Origin of the sequence: Aromatoleum diolicum, assembly GCF_012910955.1 — a bacterium.
Taxonomy (GTDB): Bacteria; Pseudomonadota; Gammaproteobacteria; order Burkholderiales; family Rhodocyclaceae; genus Aromatoleum; species Aromatoleum diolicum.
On sequence record NZ_WTVQ01000074.1, the window covers coordinates 1 to 13,490 of the forward strand.

The 13,490-nt window shown below is 65.0% G+C and carries 12 protein-coding genes; 9 read left to right on the forward strand and 3 right to left on the reverse strand.

What is annotated here, in order from left to right; translation table 11 throughout:
* Window positions 1-357: 357 nt before the first annotated feature.
* Both GPA25_RS22930 and GPA25_RS22935 read right to left on the reverse strand, forming a co-directional pair.
* The gene (locus tag GPA25_RS22930) at window positions 358-2,823 is read right to left on the reverse strand and encodes an efflux RND transporter permease subunit (protein WP_169262721.1); all 2,466 of its coding nucleotides are present in this window, start codon (window positions 2,821-2,823) and stop codon (window positions 358-360) included.
* 37 nt (window positions 2,824-2,860) lie between these two features.
* On the reverse strand, window positions 2,861-3,907 hold the full coding sequence (locus GPA25_RS22935) for a WD40/YVTN/BNR-like repeat-containing protein (protein WP_246266119.1): 1,047 nt from the start codon (window positions 3,905-3,907) through the stop codon (window positions 2,861-2,863).
* A 225-nt stretch (window positions 3,908-4,132) separates the two neighbouring features.
* Here GPA25_RS22935 and GPA25_RS22940 point away from each other — a divergent pair, with 225 nt between their 5' ends.
* From GPA25_RS22940 to GPA25_RS24340, 6 genes are all read left to right on the forward strand, one after another.
* Window positions 4,133-5,356 (forward strand): acyl-CoA dehydrogenase family protein, encoded by a 1,224-nt coding sequence (locus tag GPA25_RS22940; protein ID WP_169262722.1) that lies wholly within the window; start codon window positions 4,133-4,135, stop codon window positions 5,354-5,356.
* A 40-nt stretch (window positions 5,357-5,396) separates the two neighbouring features.
* Complete coding sequence (locus GPA25_RS22945; RefSeq protein WP_169262723.1) at window positions 5,397-6,155, forward strand: SDR family oxidoreductase; 759 nt, start codon at window positions 5,397-5,399, stop codon at window positions 6,153-6,155.
* Window positions 6,152-7,207, forward strand: coding sequence for a ferredoxin--NADP reductase (locus tag GPA25_RS22950; protein ID WP_169262724.1), 1,056 nt, complete (start codon window positions 6,152-6,154; stop codon window positions 7,205-7,207). The genes GPA25_RS22945 and GPA25_RS22950 overlap by 4 nt, the downstream gene beginning before the upstream one ends.
* Before the next feature lie 141 nt (window positions 7,208-7,348).
* The gene (locus GPA25_RS22955; protein ID WP_169262725.1) at window positions 7,349-8,098 is read left to right on the forward strand and encodes an electron transfer flavoprotein subunit beta/FixA family protein; all 750 of its coding nucleotides are present in this window, start codon (window positions 7,349-7,351) and stop codon (window positions 8,096-8,098) included.
* Between the two features lie 13 nt (window positions 8,099-8,111).
* Complete coding sequence (locus GPA25_RS22960) at window positions 8,112-9,056, forward strand: electron transfer flavoprotein subunit alpha/FixB family protein (protein ID WP_169262726.1); 945 nt, start codon at window positions 8,112-8,114, stop codon at window positions 9,054-9,056.
* Window positions 9,057-9,212: 156 nt separating this feature from the next.
* Window positions 9,213-10,379, forward strand: a complete 1,167-nt coding sequence (locus GPA25_RS24340; protein ID WP_169262727.1) for a LuxR C-terminal-related transcriptional regulator — start codon at window positions 9,213-9,215, stop codon at window positions 10,377-10,379.
* Between the two features lie 61 nt (window positions 10,380-10,440).
* Here GPA25_RS24340 and GPA25_RS22970 read toward each other — a convergent pair whose 3' ends face one another.
* The gene (locus GPA25_RS22970) at window positions 10,441-11,304 is read right to left on the reverse strand and encodes a cache domain-containing protein (protein WP_169262728.1); all 864 of its coding nucleotides are present in this window, start codon (window positions 11,302-11,304) and stop codon (window positions 10,441-10,443) included.
* Window positions 11,305-11,559: 255 nt separating this feature from the next.
* Between GPA25_RS22970 and GPA25_RS22975 the strand changes: the two genes are divergently transcribed.
* From GPA25_RS22975 to GPA25_RS22985, 3 genes are all read left to right on the forward strand, one after another.
* Window positions 11,560-12,327, forward strand: a complete 768-nt coding sequence (locus GPA25_RS22975) for an SDR family oxidoreductase (protein WP_169262729.1) — start codon at window positions 11,560-11,562, stop codon at window positions 12,325-12,327.
* A gap of 39 nt (window positions 12,328-12,366) precedes the next feature.
* Window positions 12,367-13,233, forward strand: coding sequence for an SDR family NAD(P)-dependent oxidoreductase (locus GPA25_RS22980; RefSeq protein WP_169262730.1), 867 nt, complete (start codon window positions 12,367-12,369; stop codon window positions 13,231-13,233).
* 48 nt (window positions 13,234-13,281) lie between these two features.
* Window positions 13,282-13,490: NAD(P)-binding protein (locus GPA25_RS22985; RefSeq protein WP_169262731.1), on the forward strand; the 209-nt coding region annotated here is incomplete at its 3' end.

Genomic DNA, 13,490 nt, shown 5'->3' on the forward strand with positions numbered 1-13,490 from the left:
CTGAAAAGGCCTTCTTGAAGCTCAACTGAGCTGATTTGCCGCCTTCAAATTCGTTCGCTTCCGCCGCAGGGCGCCGGAACGACCGATTCCTGGCGCATCCGCGACCGTTTTTACACGGCCTCGGCCGGATACAGTCCTTCGCTACATGCTGAACGGCCGTACGTTCCGGCCGATCGAGAACTTCGGTCTCAGTCTGCAACTATCCAAGTTGGCTTGATTATTCGGTCTCGTCCGGCATGCCACATCGGTCGTCTGTACCGAGAGCTGGCGTGACCGGCAGCGATTCCAGAAATGAAAGCGGCGGCGCGCTGGATCGCGTCGCCGCCGCTGCAGGCTTCAAACAGGGACTGTCGCGTCTTAGCGGATGCCCAACGCACTCGGCTTCGGACGCAGCGAGGTATTATTCTGCGAAGTGGCCGCGTCACGTGTCGTCGCATGGGCAACCGGCAAAGGTGCTGACTCTTTCTCGTCCCGCTCGCGGGGCTGAACCTCGACGCCGAGCCAGCAGGCGAGGGCGGGCAGGAGGAAGATCGCGCCGAGCACATTCACGAGGAACATGAAGGCGAGCAGGATGCCCATGTCGGCCTGGAACTTGAGGGCGGAAAACGCCCAGGTGCCGACGCCGATGGACATGGTGACGGCGGTGAAGACGGCAGCGGTGCCGCGCTGGCGCATCGCTTCGTAGAACGCCTCGCGCAGCGGGGCGGCGTTATGCGCCATTTCGTGCTGCATGCGTTCGTAGATGTAGATGCCGTAATCGACGCCGACCCCGACACCGAGCGCGATGACCGGCAGGGTGGCGACCTTCAGGCCGATGCCGAGCAGCGCCATGAGCGCGTTGCACAGGATGCACACCAGCAACAGCGGCACAATGACGCACAGCACGGCGCGCCACGAGCGGAAGGTGAGCCAGCAGAGCAGGGCGATGGCGCCGAAGATCGAGGCCAGCATCTGCACTTCCGCGCGCTCGACGGCCTCGTTGGTGGCGGCCGCGACCCCCGCGTTGCCCCCTGCGAGGCGGAAGCGCACGTTGGGCGCCTTCTCCACTTCAATGAACTTGCGCGCCTCGTCGACGACGTGCTTCAGCGTGGCACCCTGGTGGTCGTTGAGGTAGATGACGAGCTGGATCGTCTTGCACCCGTCGGTGTTCAGGCCCAGTTCCGGGTTCGCTGCGCGTCCCCCGGTGCGCAGGGCCGCTTCCGAGCGCTGCAGCGCGGCCCAGCGCGGGTTGGCCTCGTTGTTGCCGGCAGCGTAGAGCTTGGCGCGGCCGGCGACCGTGGTGACCGACTGGACGCCCGCGACGCCGCGCATGCGCAGGTCGAAGCGTTCCACCGCATTCATGACGTCCCAGTTGAGGCACGCTTCCTGAAGGTTCTGCGTCTCGACGAAGACTGACAGCACGTCCATCCCGATCGAGTAGCTCGATATGATTTTCGCGTTGTCCTGGTTGTACCGGGATTCGCTGTGCAGCTCGGGGACGCCGGTGCCGACGTCGCCCGTCTGCAGTTGGCGCGAATACCAGGTGCCGACTGCGAGCAGGACGAGCATCACGGCGAAGCTCGCGAGCGCCGGGCGCGGGCGGGCCAGCGCGGACACGGCCCACCACAATCCGTGCTTGTGGTGCGTTTCGATCGGCTGATGGAGGGCGAGCCGCTCGAGGCGCAGATGGGACAGGATGATCGGCATGAACATCTTGTTCGTCATGATCATCAACGCGACGCCGAGGCAGGCGGTGACGCCCAGTTCATGCACGATGGGGATGTCGATGATCATGATCACGAGGAAGCCCAGCGCGTTCGCGAGCAGCGCCATCGTGCCGGGGATGGCGAGCTTGCGGAAGGCGCTCTCGGCCGCTTCCAGCGCGGTCATGCCGCTCAGCACGTCCTGCTTCCACGCGTTGGTCATCTGTACCGCATGCGACACGCCGATCGAGAAGATCAGGAAGGGAACCAGCACCGACATCGGATCGATGCCGTACCCGATCAGCGGAAGGAGACCCAGCAGCCAGATCACCGGCAGCAAGGCGACGGTGATTGCGAGCAGGGTAAGCTTCAGCGAGCGGGAGTACATCCACAGCAGCGCGGTGGTGATGACGAAGGCGATGGCGAAGAAGGTGACGACCGTGAAGAGGCCGTCCATCACGTCGCCCATGACCTTGGCAAAGCCGACGATGTTGATCTCGATGTCGCCGCTCGCGAATTCGCCGCGGATTTTTTCGAGACGCCGTGCGACTTCCGCGTAGTCGAGTTTTTCGCCGGTCTGCGGGTTGATTTCGAGCAGGTCGGCCTGGACGAGAGCGGACTTCAGGTCATTCGAGACGAGGCGTCCGAGCTCTCCCGATTTCGCAACGTTTGAACGCACCTGCGCGAGGCCCGTGGCGTCGGCTTCGAAGCGCGAGGGAATGACCACGTCGCCGGTGAAGCCGACCTCGGTGACTTCGATGTAGCGCACGTTGGGCGTGAACAGCGAGCGCACTCCGCCGCGGTTGACCCCGGGAATGAAAAAGACTTCGTCCGTGACCTTGCGCAGGATCTGCAGGAACTCCCCGTTGTAGATGTCGCCATCGCCCTTCCAATGCACGCTTACCATCACGCGGTTGGCGCCGGAGAACGTGGCGGAGTGCTCTAGGAAGGCTGCCATGTACTCATGCTTGAGCGGAATCAGCTTGTTGAAGCCCGGGTCCAGGCGCGTGTTCAGGGCGGAGATGCCGAATCCGAGCGTCAGTGACAGGAACAGCAGGCCCAACGGCTTGCGGTAGGCGATCAGCACGCGTGCGAAGAACGCCACCAGGGCTTCGATACGGGTCGTCGAAATGTTCGTCATTGGGGAACTCCGTAATGCAGGGTGGTGTGCGTCCGCGTCAGGACGCGCCATTCGCGCCGGCGCTCGCCGGGGCACGCGGCACCCAGGTCTGCAAGCCGCTGTCGCTGGCGAAGAGCCAGCTCCCATCGTTTTTCGTAACCAGGTCGGTCAGGCTTTCGCGCCCGCCGGCCCGGACGACGGAGAACGACTTCCCGGCGTCCGTGCTCGACAGAACGAGTCCGCCCTGTCCAACGAGCAACAGGGCCCCGTCGGCGGTCAGGGCATGCCCGTAAAGGGAAACGGGCGCGGGCACCTTCGACGCGGTCCAGCTCGAGCCGCCGTCCGTGCTGTGATAGACGTTGCCGCGCATGCCCCAGGCGACCCAGTTCGTGCCGCCTGCGTGGGTCGCACCGTAGAGCGAGCCGTTATAGAAGGCGGGAATCTGTGTCCATTCCCTGCCGCCGTCGGTGGAGCGCAGCATCGAACCGGCCTCGCCCACGATCAACCACTGCTGCCGGTCCGTGGAAGAGGCAATGCCATTGAGGTGCCAGTCTTCCTGTCCGCCGATGGTGAATTCCTGCCACGTATTGCCATCGTCGATGGAGCGCAGGGTGCGGCCGAAAGCGCCAACGGCGATCCAGTCGCCGGACGGCAGGCGCGCGGCAGACATCAGGGGCTCGCCGTTGGATTCGGAGAACGCGACCTCGGTCCAGTTGAGCCCGCCGTCCGCGGTCCGCAGGATCCAGCCCTCGTGTCCCAGTGCGACGCCCACCTTGTCGTCGGCAAAGACGAGGCGGGTGATGAGTGCCTGGCGGTCCTGCGTGAGCGCCGCTGCCTTCCAGGTAACGCCTTCGTCGTCCGAAACAAGGATGTAGCCGAGCTCGCCAGCCGCGACGAGGCCCGCCGCGGTGCGCACGACGGAGGTCAATTGCATCCGGTCCACCGGAATTCGGGTGGCTGCCAGGGGGGGAACACTGCGCGGCGAGAATGCATAGCTCCCGGCAAGAGCCACGATCAATGCCATCGCCATGCCTGCGAATGTGCGCATGGTTTGTCTCCTTGGTGGATCGGTCTGCCCCTGCACTGCAGCCAGGGTGGCGCCCATTATTGACTTCGGCCACGCGGGGACATCGTCCAAACGGGTTACTGCCAATTTACGCGCCTGCATTCGTCCCCGCATCAAACGCTTCGGGGGCTTTCGGGGAGGGGGGCTGCGTTAGTCCGTTCAGACGATGAGTCGCAGGGGGGCGTGTGAAACCCTTGCCTTAGCGGGTCAACTGACCCAGTGAAACCCCGTGCCGGCGGGCGCGACATGGAGGAGGTACGCAGAATGGGTGTTCTAACCAGTGAGCAGGTGGCAGGCGGTCTTGCCGACGATTACATGACTGCAGAGGCAAGCGAATTGTTGCGGCGCGCCTACGAGCTCGCGCCTCGCCTCGCGGCCCGGGCCGGTGAAGCTGAAGTCGCCGGCAAGGTGCCGGACGAGTCGGTCCGCGAGATTGCGGAGGCGGGACTCTTCCGTGTTCTCCAGCCGCGCCGCTGGGGCGGTTACGAACTGGATCCGCGCGTTTTCTACCGCGTGCAGATGGCACTGGCCGAAGGCTGCATGTCGACGGCGTGGATCTACGGGGTGATCGGGGTGCACAACTGGCAGCTGCCGCTGTTTCCGGAGCAGGCCCAGCAGGAAGTGTGGGCCGAGGACTCGGGGACGCTGATCGCATCCACCTACATGCCGGTGGGCAAGGCGGAGAAAGTGGAAGGCGGCTATCGCTTCTCCGGGCGCTGGAGCTTCTCGAGCGGTGTGGACCACTGCAAGTGGATTTTCCTGGGCGGCCTGCTGCCGAAAAACGACGGCTCCGACGCGCTCGAGCATACGACCTTCCTGTTGCCGCGCTCCGACTTCCGCGTCGAACCCAATTGGGACGTGCTGGGCCTGCGTGCGACGGGCAGTCACGACATCGTCGTCGAGAACGTGTTTGTGCCCGAACACCGTACGCAGCGGACCAACGACCACAGCGACGCGGGATGTCCGGGTCGGGTCGGGAACCCGAGCTGGCTGTACCGCATTCCCTTCACCCAGGTATTTCAGCGTGCGGTGTCGTCAGCCTGCCTGGGCGCCCTGGACGGTGCCATTGCGAGCTTTCGCGAACGGGCCGCGGCTCACGTCGGCAAGCATGGGGCGAGGACGGCCGATGACCCGAACGCGCAGACCGCGGTCTCCGAGGCGATGATGACGAGCGATCAGTTGAAGCTCGTGCTGTTCCGCAATTACGCGCGGATCGTCGAGTGCGCGCGCAGCGGCGAACGCATGCCGGTCGAGGAGCGACTGATGCAGCGCGCCCAGGCATCGCAGGTGCCGAAACTTTGCGCCCGCATGGCCGACGAGCTGCTGCGCGCCAGTGCCGCGTCCGGCACCTTCCGTCCGAATCCGGTGGAGCGCGTCTTCCGCGACATCCACCAGGCCCGCGCCCACATCGCCAACAACACCGACGCGTATGCGCGCTCGCACGGGGCCGTGATGCTCGGCTTGCCGAACGCCGACCCCTTCGTGTGAGCAAGCGGGAATACCGAATTCATCAACGAGGGAGATCGCAATGGGCAGGCTGGAAGGCAAGGTGGCGCTGGTCACCGGCGCCGCGAGCGGCGTAGGTCGGGAAGACGTGATTCTGATGGCGCGCGAGGGCGCTCGCGTGGTGATGACGGACCTCAACGTCGAGGCCGGCAGCGCATTGGCGCGCGAGATCGGGGAGCAGGCCTTTTTCATGCGCCATGACGTGGCCAGCGAAGCGGACTGGCGGGCCGTGATGGCGGCCAGCGCCGAACGCTTCGGACGGCTCGATGTGGTGGTCAACAACGCCGGAATTCTCGAGTCCGCGTCGATCGAGGAAGCCACGCTCGATCACTGGCAGCGGATCCAGCGCGTGAACGGCGATTCGTGCTTTCTAGGCTGCAAGTACGGGGTGCTGGCGCTCAAGGAACACGGCGGCTCGATCATCAACATGGCGTCGGTGTCCTCGTGGCTCCCCGTCGACGGATACGCCGCCTACAGCGCCTCGAAGGCCGCGGTCGGCGCGGTGACACGGGCGGCCGCCCTGCATTGCCGCAAGCGCGGGTATGCGGTGCGCGTCAATTCCGTGCACCCGGATGGAATCTACACGCCGATGATGCAAGCGAGCGCGCCTGGGGTCGATCCGAAGTACATGCTGTTCGATCCGGCGAAGAATCGCGGCGGACGTGCCTGCCTGCCGGACCAGATCGCCAACGTCGTGCTGTTCCTCGCGTCGGACGAGTCGCGTTTCGTCAGCGGTGCCGAAATCAAGGTCGACAACGCCGTCCTGGGAATGGGGTTATGAACGGGCCAGCGATCCGCCATCATCTCCTGCGGGTCGCGTCGGTCGTGAGCGAAACGCACGACGCCAAGTCGTTCGAATTCGACGTCCCCCCCGAACTCGCGGAGACCTTTGCCTACCGTCCCGGGCAATTCCTGACGCTGCGCGTGCCGGTGTTCGGCCGACATCTGCCGCGCTGCTATTCGATGTCGAGCGCGCCCACGCTCGATGGGCGACCCCGCGTGACGATCAAGCGCGTGGCGAAGGGGCGCGCGTCGAACTGGTTGTGCGACCACGTGCGCGCGGGCGACATGCTGGAGGTGATGCCTCCGGCCGGCGTTTTCGTCCCGCGCGCCTTGCAAGGGGATTTCCTGCTGTTCGCGGGCGGCAGCGGCATCACGCCGATCTTTTCCATTCTGCGTTCGGCGCTCGCGCACGGACAGGGGCGGATCGGGGTGGTGTATGCGAACCGGGACGAGCGCTCGGTGATCTTCCGCACGCAGCTGCAGGAACTCGCCGCAGCGCATCCGGCCCGTTTGCAGGTGATCCACTGGCTCGATTCGGTGCAGGGCGTACCTTCGGTCGCGCAACTGGCCGAGCTGGCGCGGCCGTGGCGCGAAGCGACGGTCTTCATCTGCGGGCCGGCCCCGTTCATGGACGCAGCAGTCGCGTCCCTGGCGATGCTGGGGGTGGAGGGCGAGCAGGTGCACGTCGAACGTTTCGTTTCGCTGCCCGACGAGGAAGACGCCGCGGCGGTGAGCGCAGCCGCTGCGGCCGCCATGTCTGTTGAAGCCGTGGCCCAGGCCGCCGTCGATGTCTCGCTCAACGGCGAGCGTCACACCGTCGCGTGCGGCGGAAACGAGACCGTTCTCGAAGCGATGCTGCGCGCAGGGCTGCAGGCTCCGCATTCCTGTCTCTCGGGCATGTGCGGGTCGTGCATGTGCCAGGTCGAGGAAGGAAGTGTCCATCTGCGTCACAACGAAGTGCTGGACCAGAAGGATCTGGCACGCTCGTGGACGCTCAGTTGCCAGGCCGTTCCGACCAGCGAGCGTCTGCGCATCCGTTTCGCGGAGTAAGGGCGCCAGCGGGCGAACGGATGTAGTCCTCATGGGGGATGCCCGGCAGGACTTGTTCTTCCATCATGGAACCGGGATCCGGCACAAGGCGTCGATGCGCCTGCCGGACGATCGCAATAACGTTCCGAGTGGGAGATACAAGTGAAGATTCTGGTCCCGGTGAAACGGGTGGTCGATTACAACGTCAAGGTGCGGGTGAAGTCGGACGGGAGCGGGGTGGAACTCGCCGGCGTCAAGATGGCGATCAACCCGTTTGATGAAATCTCCATCGAGGAAGCGGTCCGGATGAAGGAAGCCGGCATCGCGACCGAGGTGGTTGCGGTCAGCTGCGGAACCGCTGCCGCCCAGGAAACCTTGCGTGCGGCGCTGGCCATGGGCGCCGATCGCGGCATCCTCGTCGAAACCGACATCGAACTGCAGCCCCTGGCCGTGGGCAAGCTGCTCAAGGCGGTCGTCGAGCGCGAGTCGCCGCAGCTCGTCATTTGCGGAAAGCAAGCCATCGATGACGATGCCAACCAGACCGGGCAGATCCTCGCTGCGCTGATGGGCTGGGGGCAGGCGACCTTTGCATCGAAAGTCGTGGTCGACGGCGCGGTCATCCGCGTCACGCGCGAAATCGACGGCGGACTCGAAACCCTGGAACTGCCGCTTCCCGCCGTGGTGACGGCGGATCTGCGGCTGAACGAACCGCGCTACGCGACGCTGCCCAACATCATGAAGGCGAAGAAGAAGCCGCTCGACGTGCTGCCTGCCGCGTCGCTGGGCGTCGACATTTCTCCGCGTCTGCGCCAAGGCAGGCACAGCGAGCCGCCGGCACGCAAGGCGGGGATCAAGGTGGCCGACGTCGCGGACTTGATCCAGAAGTTGCGCAACGATGCAAAGGTCATCTGAGGAGCTTGCACACATGAAAGTATTGGTTATTGCCGAACACGACAACCGTCGGCTGGCCGGCGCGACGCTGAATGCCGTCGGCGCGGCGCAGAGGTTCGGCGGCGAAGTGCAGTTGCTGGTCGCGGGTAGCGAATGTGCCGGAGTGGCAGCCGAAGGCGCCGCCCTTCAGGGCGTCGCGCAGGTAATATGTGTCGAGGCGGAGCACTACGGCGCGCAGTCGGTCGAAAACCTGTCCGTGCTGGTCGCGGGGCTGGTGCGCGACGAGGCCTTTACCGTGGTACTTGCAGGCGCTTCGGGCTTCGGCAAGAATCTGGCTCCGCGAATCGCTGCGCTGCTCGATGTGGCGCCGGTTTCGGACGTGGTGTCGATCGACGGGGCAGGCAGCTACGTGCGCCCGGTCTATGCTGGAAACGTCATGGTGACGGTGACGTCCGATGAGCCGATCCAGGTGCTGACGGTGCGTACGACGGCCTTCCCTGCGGCGGCAGCCGGTGGGGCGGCTGCGCGGCGGCAGCTTGCGCCGGGCCCCGATCTGGGCCTTTCGCGGCTCGTGGGACGGGAGCTGAGCAAGTCGGAGCGCCCGGAGTTGGCGGCAGCGCGGATCGTCGTTTCCGGCGGACGCGGGCTCACCAGCGGAGAAAAGTATCGCGAGGTGCTGGAGCCGCTGGCGGACCGCCTGGGGGCGGCGCTTGGGGCATCGCGTGCGGCGGTGGACGCCGGATTCGTGCCGAACGACTACCAGGTCGGCCAGACGGGCAAGATCGTCGCGCCGGACCTGTATGTGGCAGTCGGTATCTCCGGTGCGATCCAGCATCTGGCGGGCATGAAAGATTCGAAGGTGATCGTGGCGATCAACAAGGATCCGGATGCGCCGATCTTCCAGGTCGCGGATTTCGGTCTCGTCGGTGACCTTTTTGACGTCGTCCCCGATTTGGTGGGCGCCTTGGCAACGGAATAGTGCGATACGGGTCCGGCGGCAGGTAGTGCGGCCGGACCGGGACCGTCGCGGCACACGGATCGATGTGCTTGCGGCAACGATTGGCGATAACCGGGACGTGGAGGGAACCCCGAAGGAGGGAACCCCCGGAAAGCGAGTCCCGGTAAAGGAGAGATCGTGGAAGCAGCAAAAGCGGCGTCACTTGAGCAGTCGCGTTTTTCGCTCGAGCAATTCGACCGGATAGTCTGTTCGCTCTATGACGCGGCACTGGATACGAAGCTCTGGGCGCCGGCGCTGGAGTATCTGCGGGAACTCTTCGCCGCGAATTATGTGACCCTGATCCTGCGCGCGCCCGAAGGCGTCGACATGGGTCTGATGATTGCGGTGGGGGATGTCGAAGGTGGCGGGCGCGTGAATTACATGAGCTATCCGCACACGACGACGCCGTTCGTCAATCAGCCGGCCGACCGCGTCTTCACGGTGGAAGACCTCATGAGCGAGTCGGAATGGCGTGGCTCGTCCTACTACCAGCACTGGTGCGCGGGGCACGGCGTGTTCCACGTCATGGGCGTCGATATCTCCACCCCCGGTGCGGGCAAGTTGCGTTTCCGTATCACCCGTCCCGAGTCGGGGGCAAAGTTTTCGCCCGAGGATCGCGCGCGTTGCGAAGCGCTCTTGCCCCATCTGCGTCGCGCGCTGCAGATTCATAACCAGCTCAATCGCAGCGCGTCCCTGGGGGCGATGTACGCGCACGCGATCAGTCGGCTGTCGATCGCCATGGTCGTCCTCGACGAGAGCGGCAAGGTGCTCGACCAGAACCTGATTGCGAAGGAGATCCTGGATTCGGGCGACGGCCTGAAGATCGTCGGCGGCCGGCTCGAAGCCACTTACCCGAGCGACAACCGGGAGTTGCAGCGCATAGTGCGTAATGCCTTCGCGCGCTACGGCGCGGAAGACCTTACGGTCACGGAGGCGATGTCCATCTCCCGTCCCTCGGGGCAGGTGAACCTGGGCGTCGTCGTCGAAGTCGTTCCCTCGAGCGAATGGGCCGAAGGCAAGGGCCAGCCGGCGGCGGTGGTCTATATCCGCGATGCGGCGGGCAAGTCGCTTGCGAGCAGTGCGGCGGCCAAGCAACTGTTCAACCTCACACCGGCGGAAACGGCGCTCGCGTTGGAGCTGACGAACGGCCTGTCGCTGGAGGAAGCGGCGGAGGCGCTCAACATCCGACGCAATACCGCGCGTGCTCACTTGCGCTCGATCTTCTCCAAGACGGGGGTCCGACGCCAGACGGAACTCGTGCGGATCATGCTCAACAGCGTGGCGGCGCTGAGCAAGATGAAGTGATTCCGGGTCCCTGAGGCGTCTTCTGTTGCGGGAGACCGCCTCGGGTCCGGAAGGCCCTGTTTCAGGGCTCGATGAACGCTCCCGAGCCGATCAGCCGGTTTCCGACGCGCACGACATAGGTGCGCTTGGGCTCGATCTTCTGCGTGGTCGGGTTGCGCCACGCGTACTGCAGTTCCCCTTCGCCCTTCTTTCTCGCGATGTCGATCATCTCGCGTACCAGCAGCTTTCCTTTCGAGTCACGCATGTCGCCGACCTTGCGTCCGATCATGCGCGAGGCTCCGCCGTGGGCGTGCATGACTTCATCATCGACGCCGATCACGAAGACGTAGAGGTCGTCCTGCACGAACGGCCCGTTAAGGTCGTTGAAGCGATCGAACGACTGGTCGCCATGCAGCTTGTACTCATGCACGGCGCGCCAAAGGAGCGACTTTGCAAGCTCGAACGATGCTCGCGGCACGTAATAGCCGGCGATCAGGATCGTGTCGCCCACCGCGCGGTAGCTCGCGACCTTGCGTTCGACGCGGCCATCCACCGGATTCAGCCAGCGATACTCAACGACGCCATGGCCTTTCGACCTCGCGCCTTCGACGATCTCGCGGAAGAAGGGCTTTCCGTCGGCATCTGTCATGTCGCGCAGGTTGCGGCCGATCAGGATGGCGGACGAGCCGCCGCTCGACAACATCACCCCGTCCCGATCGATCACATATACGTAAAGCTCGCCGTCCTTGAATTCCCCCGCCAGATTGAAGCTCGCCAGCGCTTTCTGCCCCTGCGCGCGGTAGTGCGCTTCCGCGCGGTCGAGCAGGGCGGACGTCCTTGTGGCGTCCGTTGCCGGATCGCGCGGTGCCGCGGCGACCGCGGACGGCGTGCCCGACAGGGCGACAAGCAGGGACAACGAGGCCATCAACGCGGGCAGTTTCTTCATCGCGGGCTGTCCTTTGAAGAGAAGGGGATAGGGTGAGGTCCGACATCCGGTCGGGCGAGTGCCGATTCGATCATATGCGGCCTGGGGCAGCCGTCCGTCGTCCGAATGGACTATGCGTGGACGAGATCGGGCGCCGGAGAGAAACGATCGATCGCGCTGGTCCGTTCAGACGATGTCGACGCCGCCCGGCGCGACAATACTGCTCGGACGGTTGTCTCCTTGACTCATTTTCCTAACCCAATCAGGAGTTCCCTCATGCGCATTACTGTTGTCACGGGCTCCGCGTCCGGAATCGGAGCCGCCGTCAGCAAGGCCCTGCAGGGGGCAGGCCACCGCGTTATCGGCATCGACCGCCAGAACGCGGACATCGCCGCCGACCTTTCGACGCCGGACGGGCGTCGCGCAGCCATCGACGCGGTGCTGGAGCGCTGTGGCGGCGTGCTCGATGGACTGGTGTGCTGCGCCGGCGTCGGTGCCACGGCCCCGTCCGCCGGGCTCGTCATCGGCGTCAATTATTTCGGCGTCACCGCGCTTGTCGACGGACTGGCCGACGCACTTGCGAAGGGGCAACGTCCCGCCGCGCTGATCATCGGGTCGATCGCGTCGACTCAGCAGGGCGCCGACAGCCAGCCGATGGTGGAGGCGATGCTCGCGGGGGACGAGGCGCAGGCACGCGAACTCGCCGACGCGCTCGGGGCTCCGCATGTCGCCTACGCGAGTTCGAAATTCGCGGTGACGCGCTATGCCCGCCAGAAGGCGGTCGCCTGGGGAAAGCAGGGAATGCGGCTCAACGTCGTTGCGCCGGGCGCAGTCGAGACGCCGCTGCTGCAGGCATCCAAGGATGATCCCCGCTTCGGCGAGGCGGTGAAGAACTTCGTCGCACCACTTGGCCGTGCCGGCGAGCCGCACGAGATCGCCGGTGTCGTCGCTTTCCTGCAGTCGGAGCAGGCGGGTTTTGTGCATGGGACGGTGGTGTTCGTCGACGGCGGCATGGACGCGATGGTCCGTCCGGCAAGCTTCTGACGCGGTGAAATTGTTCACTCTCGGGTGGTGAGGAAAAAGATGCAGAAGGTGGCGTTCGTAACCGGGGCAAGCCGGGGCATAGGGCGGGAAACTGCGATCGCGTTCGCGCGCGCAGGTTTTGACGTGGCAATCAGCGCGCGAACGATGGAAGAGGGCGAGTCGCACGTCCATGCGCTGCACAACGCCGACGGCAGCCCTCTTGCCGGTAGCCTTGCTGCAACCGCCGACGCTATACGCTGCCTCGGTCGCAAGGTTCTCGCGGTGCGCATGGATCTCCTCGATGACGAATCCGTGAAGGCTGCTGGCGAGGCGGTCCTGAATGAATTCGGTCGCGTGGACGTACTGGTCAATAACGCCATCTATCAGGGAAGCGACTTGAACCTTCCGTTCCTGGAGCTCGAGCCCGCGACTCTGCAGCGCATGTTCCAGGGATACATGATGGCCCCCTTCCTTCTGTCGCGAACGATCCTGCCGCGCATGATCGAGCAGGGCGAGGGCACCGTGATCAACGTGACCTCCGGAGCTGGCGAAAGCGATCCCCCGGTGGCGGCCGGCCGCGGCGGCTGGGGCTATGCATACGGCGCAGGCAAGGCGGCAGTATCGCGTCTGTCGGGGATCCTCTCAGTGGAATTGGGCGATCGCGGAATACGGGCTTTCACGGTCAATCCGGGCGTTGTCACGACCGACGCGCTGAAAGCGACCATCGGGGAAAAAGGCGTGCTCGCATTGCGCAATGGCTCCGCCCCTCCGGAGGTGCCGGCGGCCGTGATGGTGTGGCTGGCGACCTCGCCTGACGCCGGGCGTTTCCAGAAACGGACGATTCAGGTACAGCCGTTCGCGCTGGAGAACGGGATCGTTTCCGACTGGCGCGACCGACCTGCGCCATCCGCTCCGGCTTCGCACTGACAGGAACGGTCCGTCGAACGAAATCGAGACAGGCACCAGGCAAGTATGATGAAAGAAGAACGCGAATCGATGGAATTCGATGTCCTGATCGTTGGTGGCGGCCCGGCGGGGCTGGCGGCGGCGATCAGGTTGAAGCAACTGGCCAACGAGAAAGGCACGGAACTGGCGGTGTGCCTGATCGAGAAGGCCGCCGAGATCGGCGCGCACATTCTGTCCGGCGCGGTGATGGATCCGCGGGCGCTCACCGAGCTGATCCC

Excerpts from the sequence above, each read along its gene's own strand:
- GPA25_RS22930 (WP_169262721.1), bottom strand. The coding sequence starts at position 2,823 with ATGACGAACATTTCGACGACCCGTATCGAAGCCCTGGTGGCGTTCTTC.
- GPA25_RS22935 (WP_246266119.1), bottom strand. The coding sequence starts at position 3,907 with ATGGGCGCCACCCTGGCTGCAGTGCAGGGGCAGACCGATCCACCAAGG.
- GPA25_RS22940 (WP_169262722.1), top strand. The coding sequence starts at position 4,133 with ATGGGTGTTCTAACCAGTGAGCAGGTGGCAGGCGGTCTTGCCGACGAT.
- GPA25_RS22945 (WP_169262723.1), top strand. The coding sequence starts at position 5,397 with ATGGGCAGGCTGGAAGGCAAGGTGGCGCTGGTCACCGGCGCCGCGAGC.
- GPA25_RS22950 (WP_169262724.1), top strand. The coding sequence starts at position 6,152 with ATGAACGGGCCAGCGATCCGCCATCATCTCCTGCGGGTCGCGTCGGTC.
- GPA25_RS22960 (WP_169262726.1), top strand. The coding sequence starts at position 8,112 with ATGAAAGTATTGGTTATTGCCGAACACGACAACCGTCGGCTGGCCGGC.
- GPA25_RS22970 (WP_169262728.1), bottom strand. The coding sequence starts at position 11,304 with ATGAAGAAACTGCCCGCGTTGATGGCCTCGTTGTCCCTGCTTGTCGCC.
- GPA25_RS22975 (WP_169262729.1), top strand. The coding sequence starts at position 11,560 with ATGCGCATTACTGTTGTCACGGGCTCCGCGTCCGGAATCGGAGCCGCC.
- GPA25_RS22980 (WP_169262730.1), top strand. The coding sequence starts at position 12,367 with ATGCAGAAGGTGGCGTTCGTAACCGGGGCAAGCCGGGGCATAGGGCGG.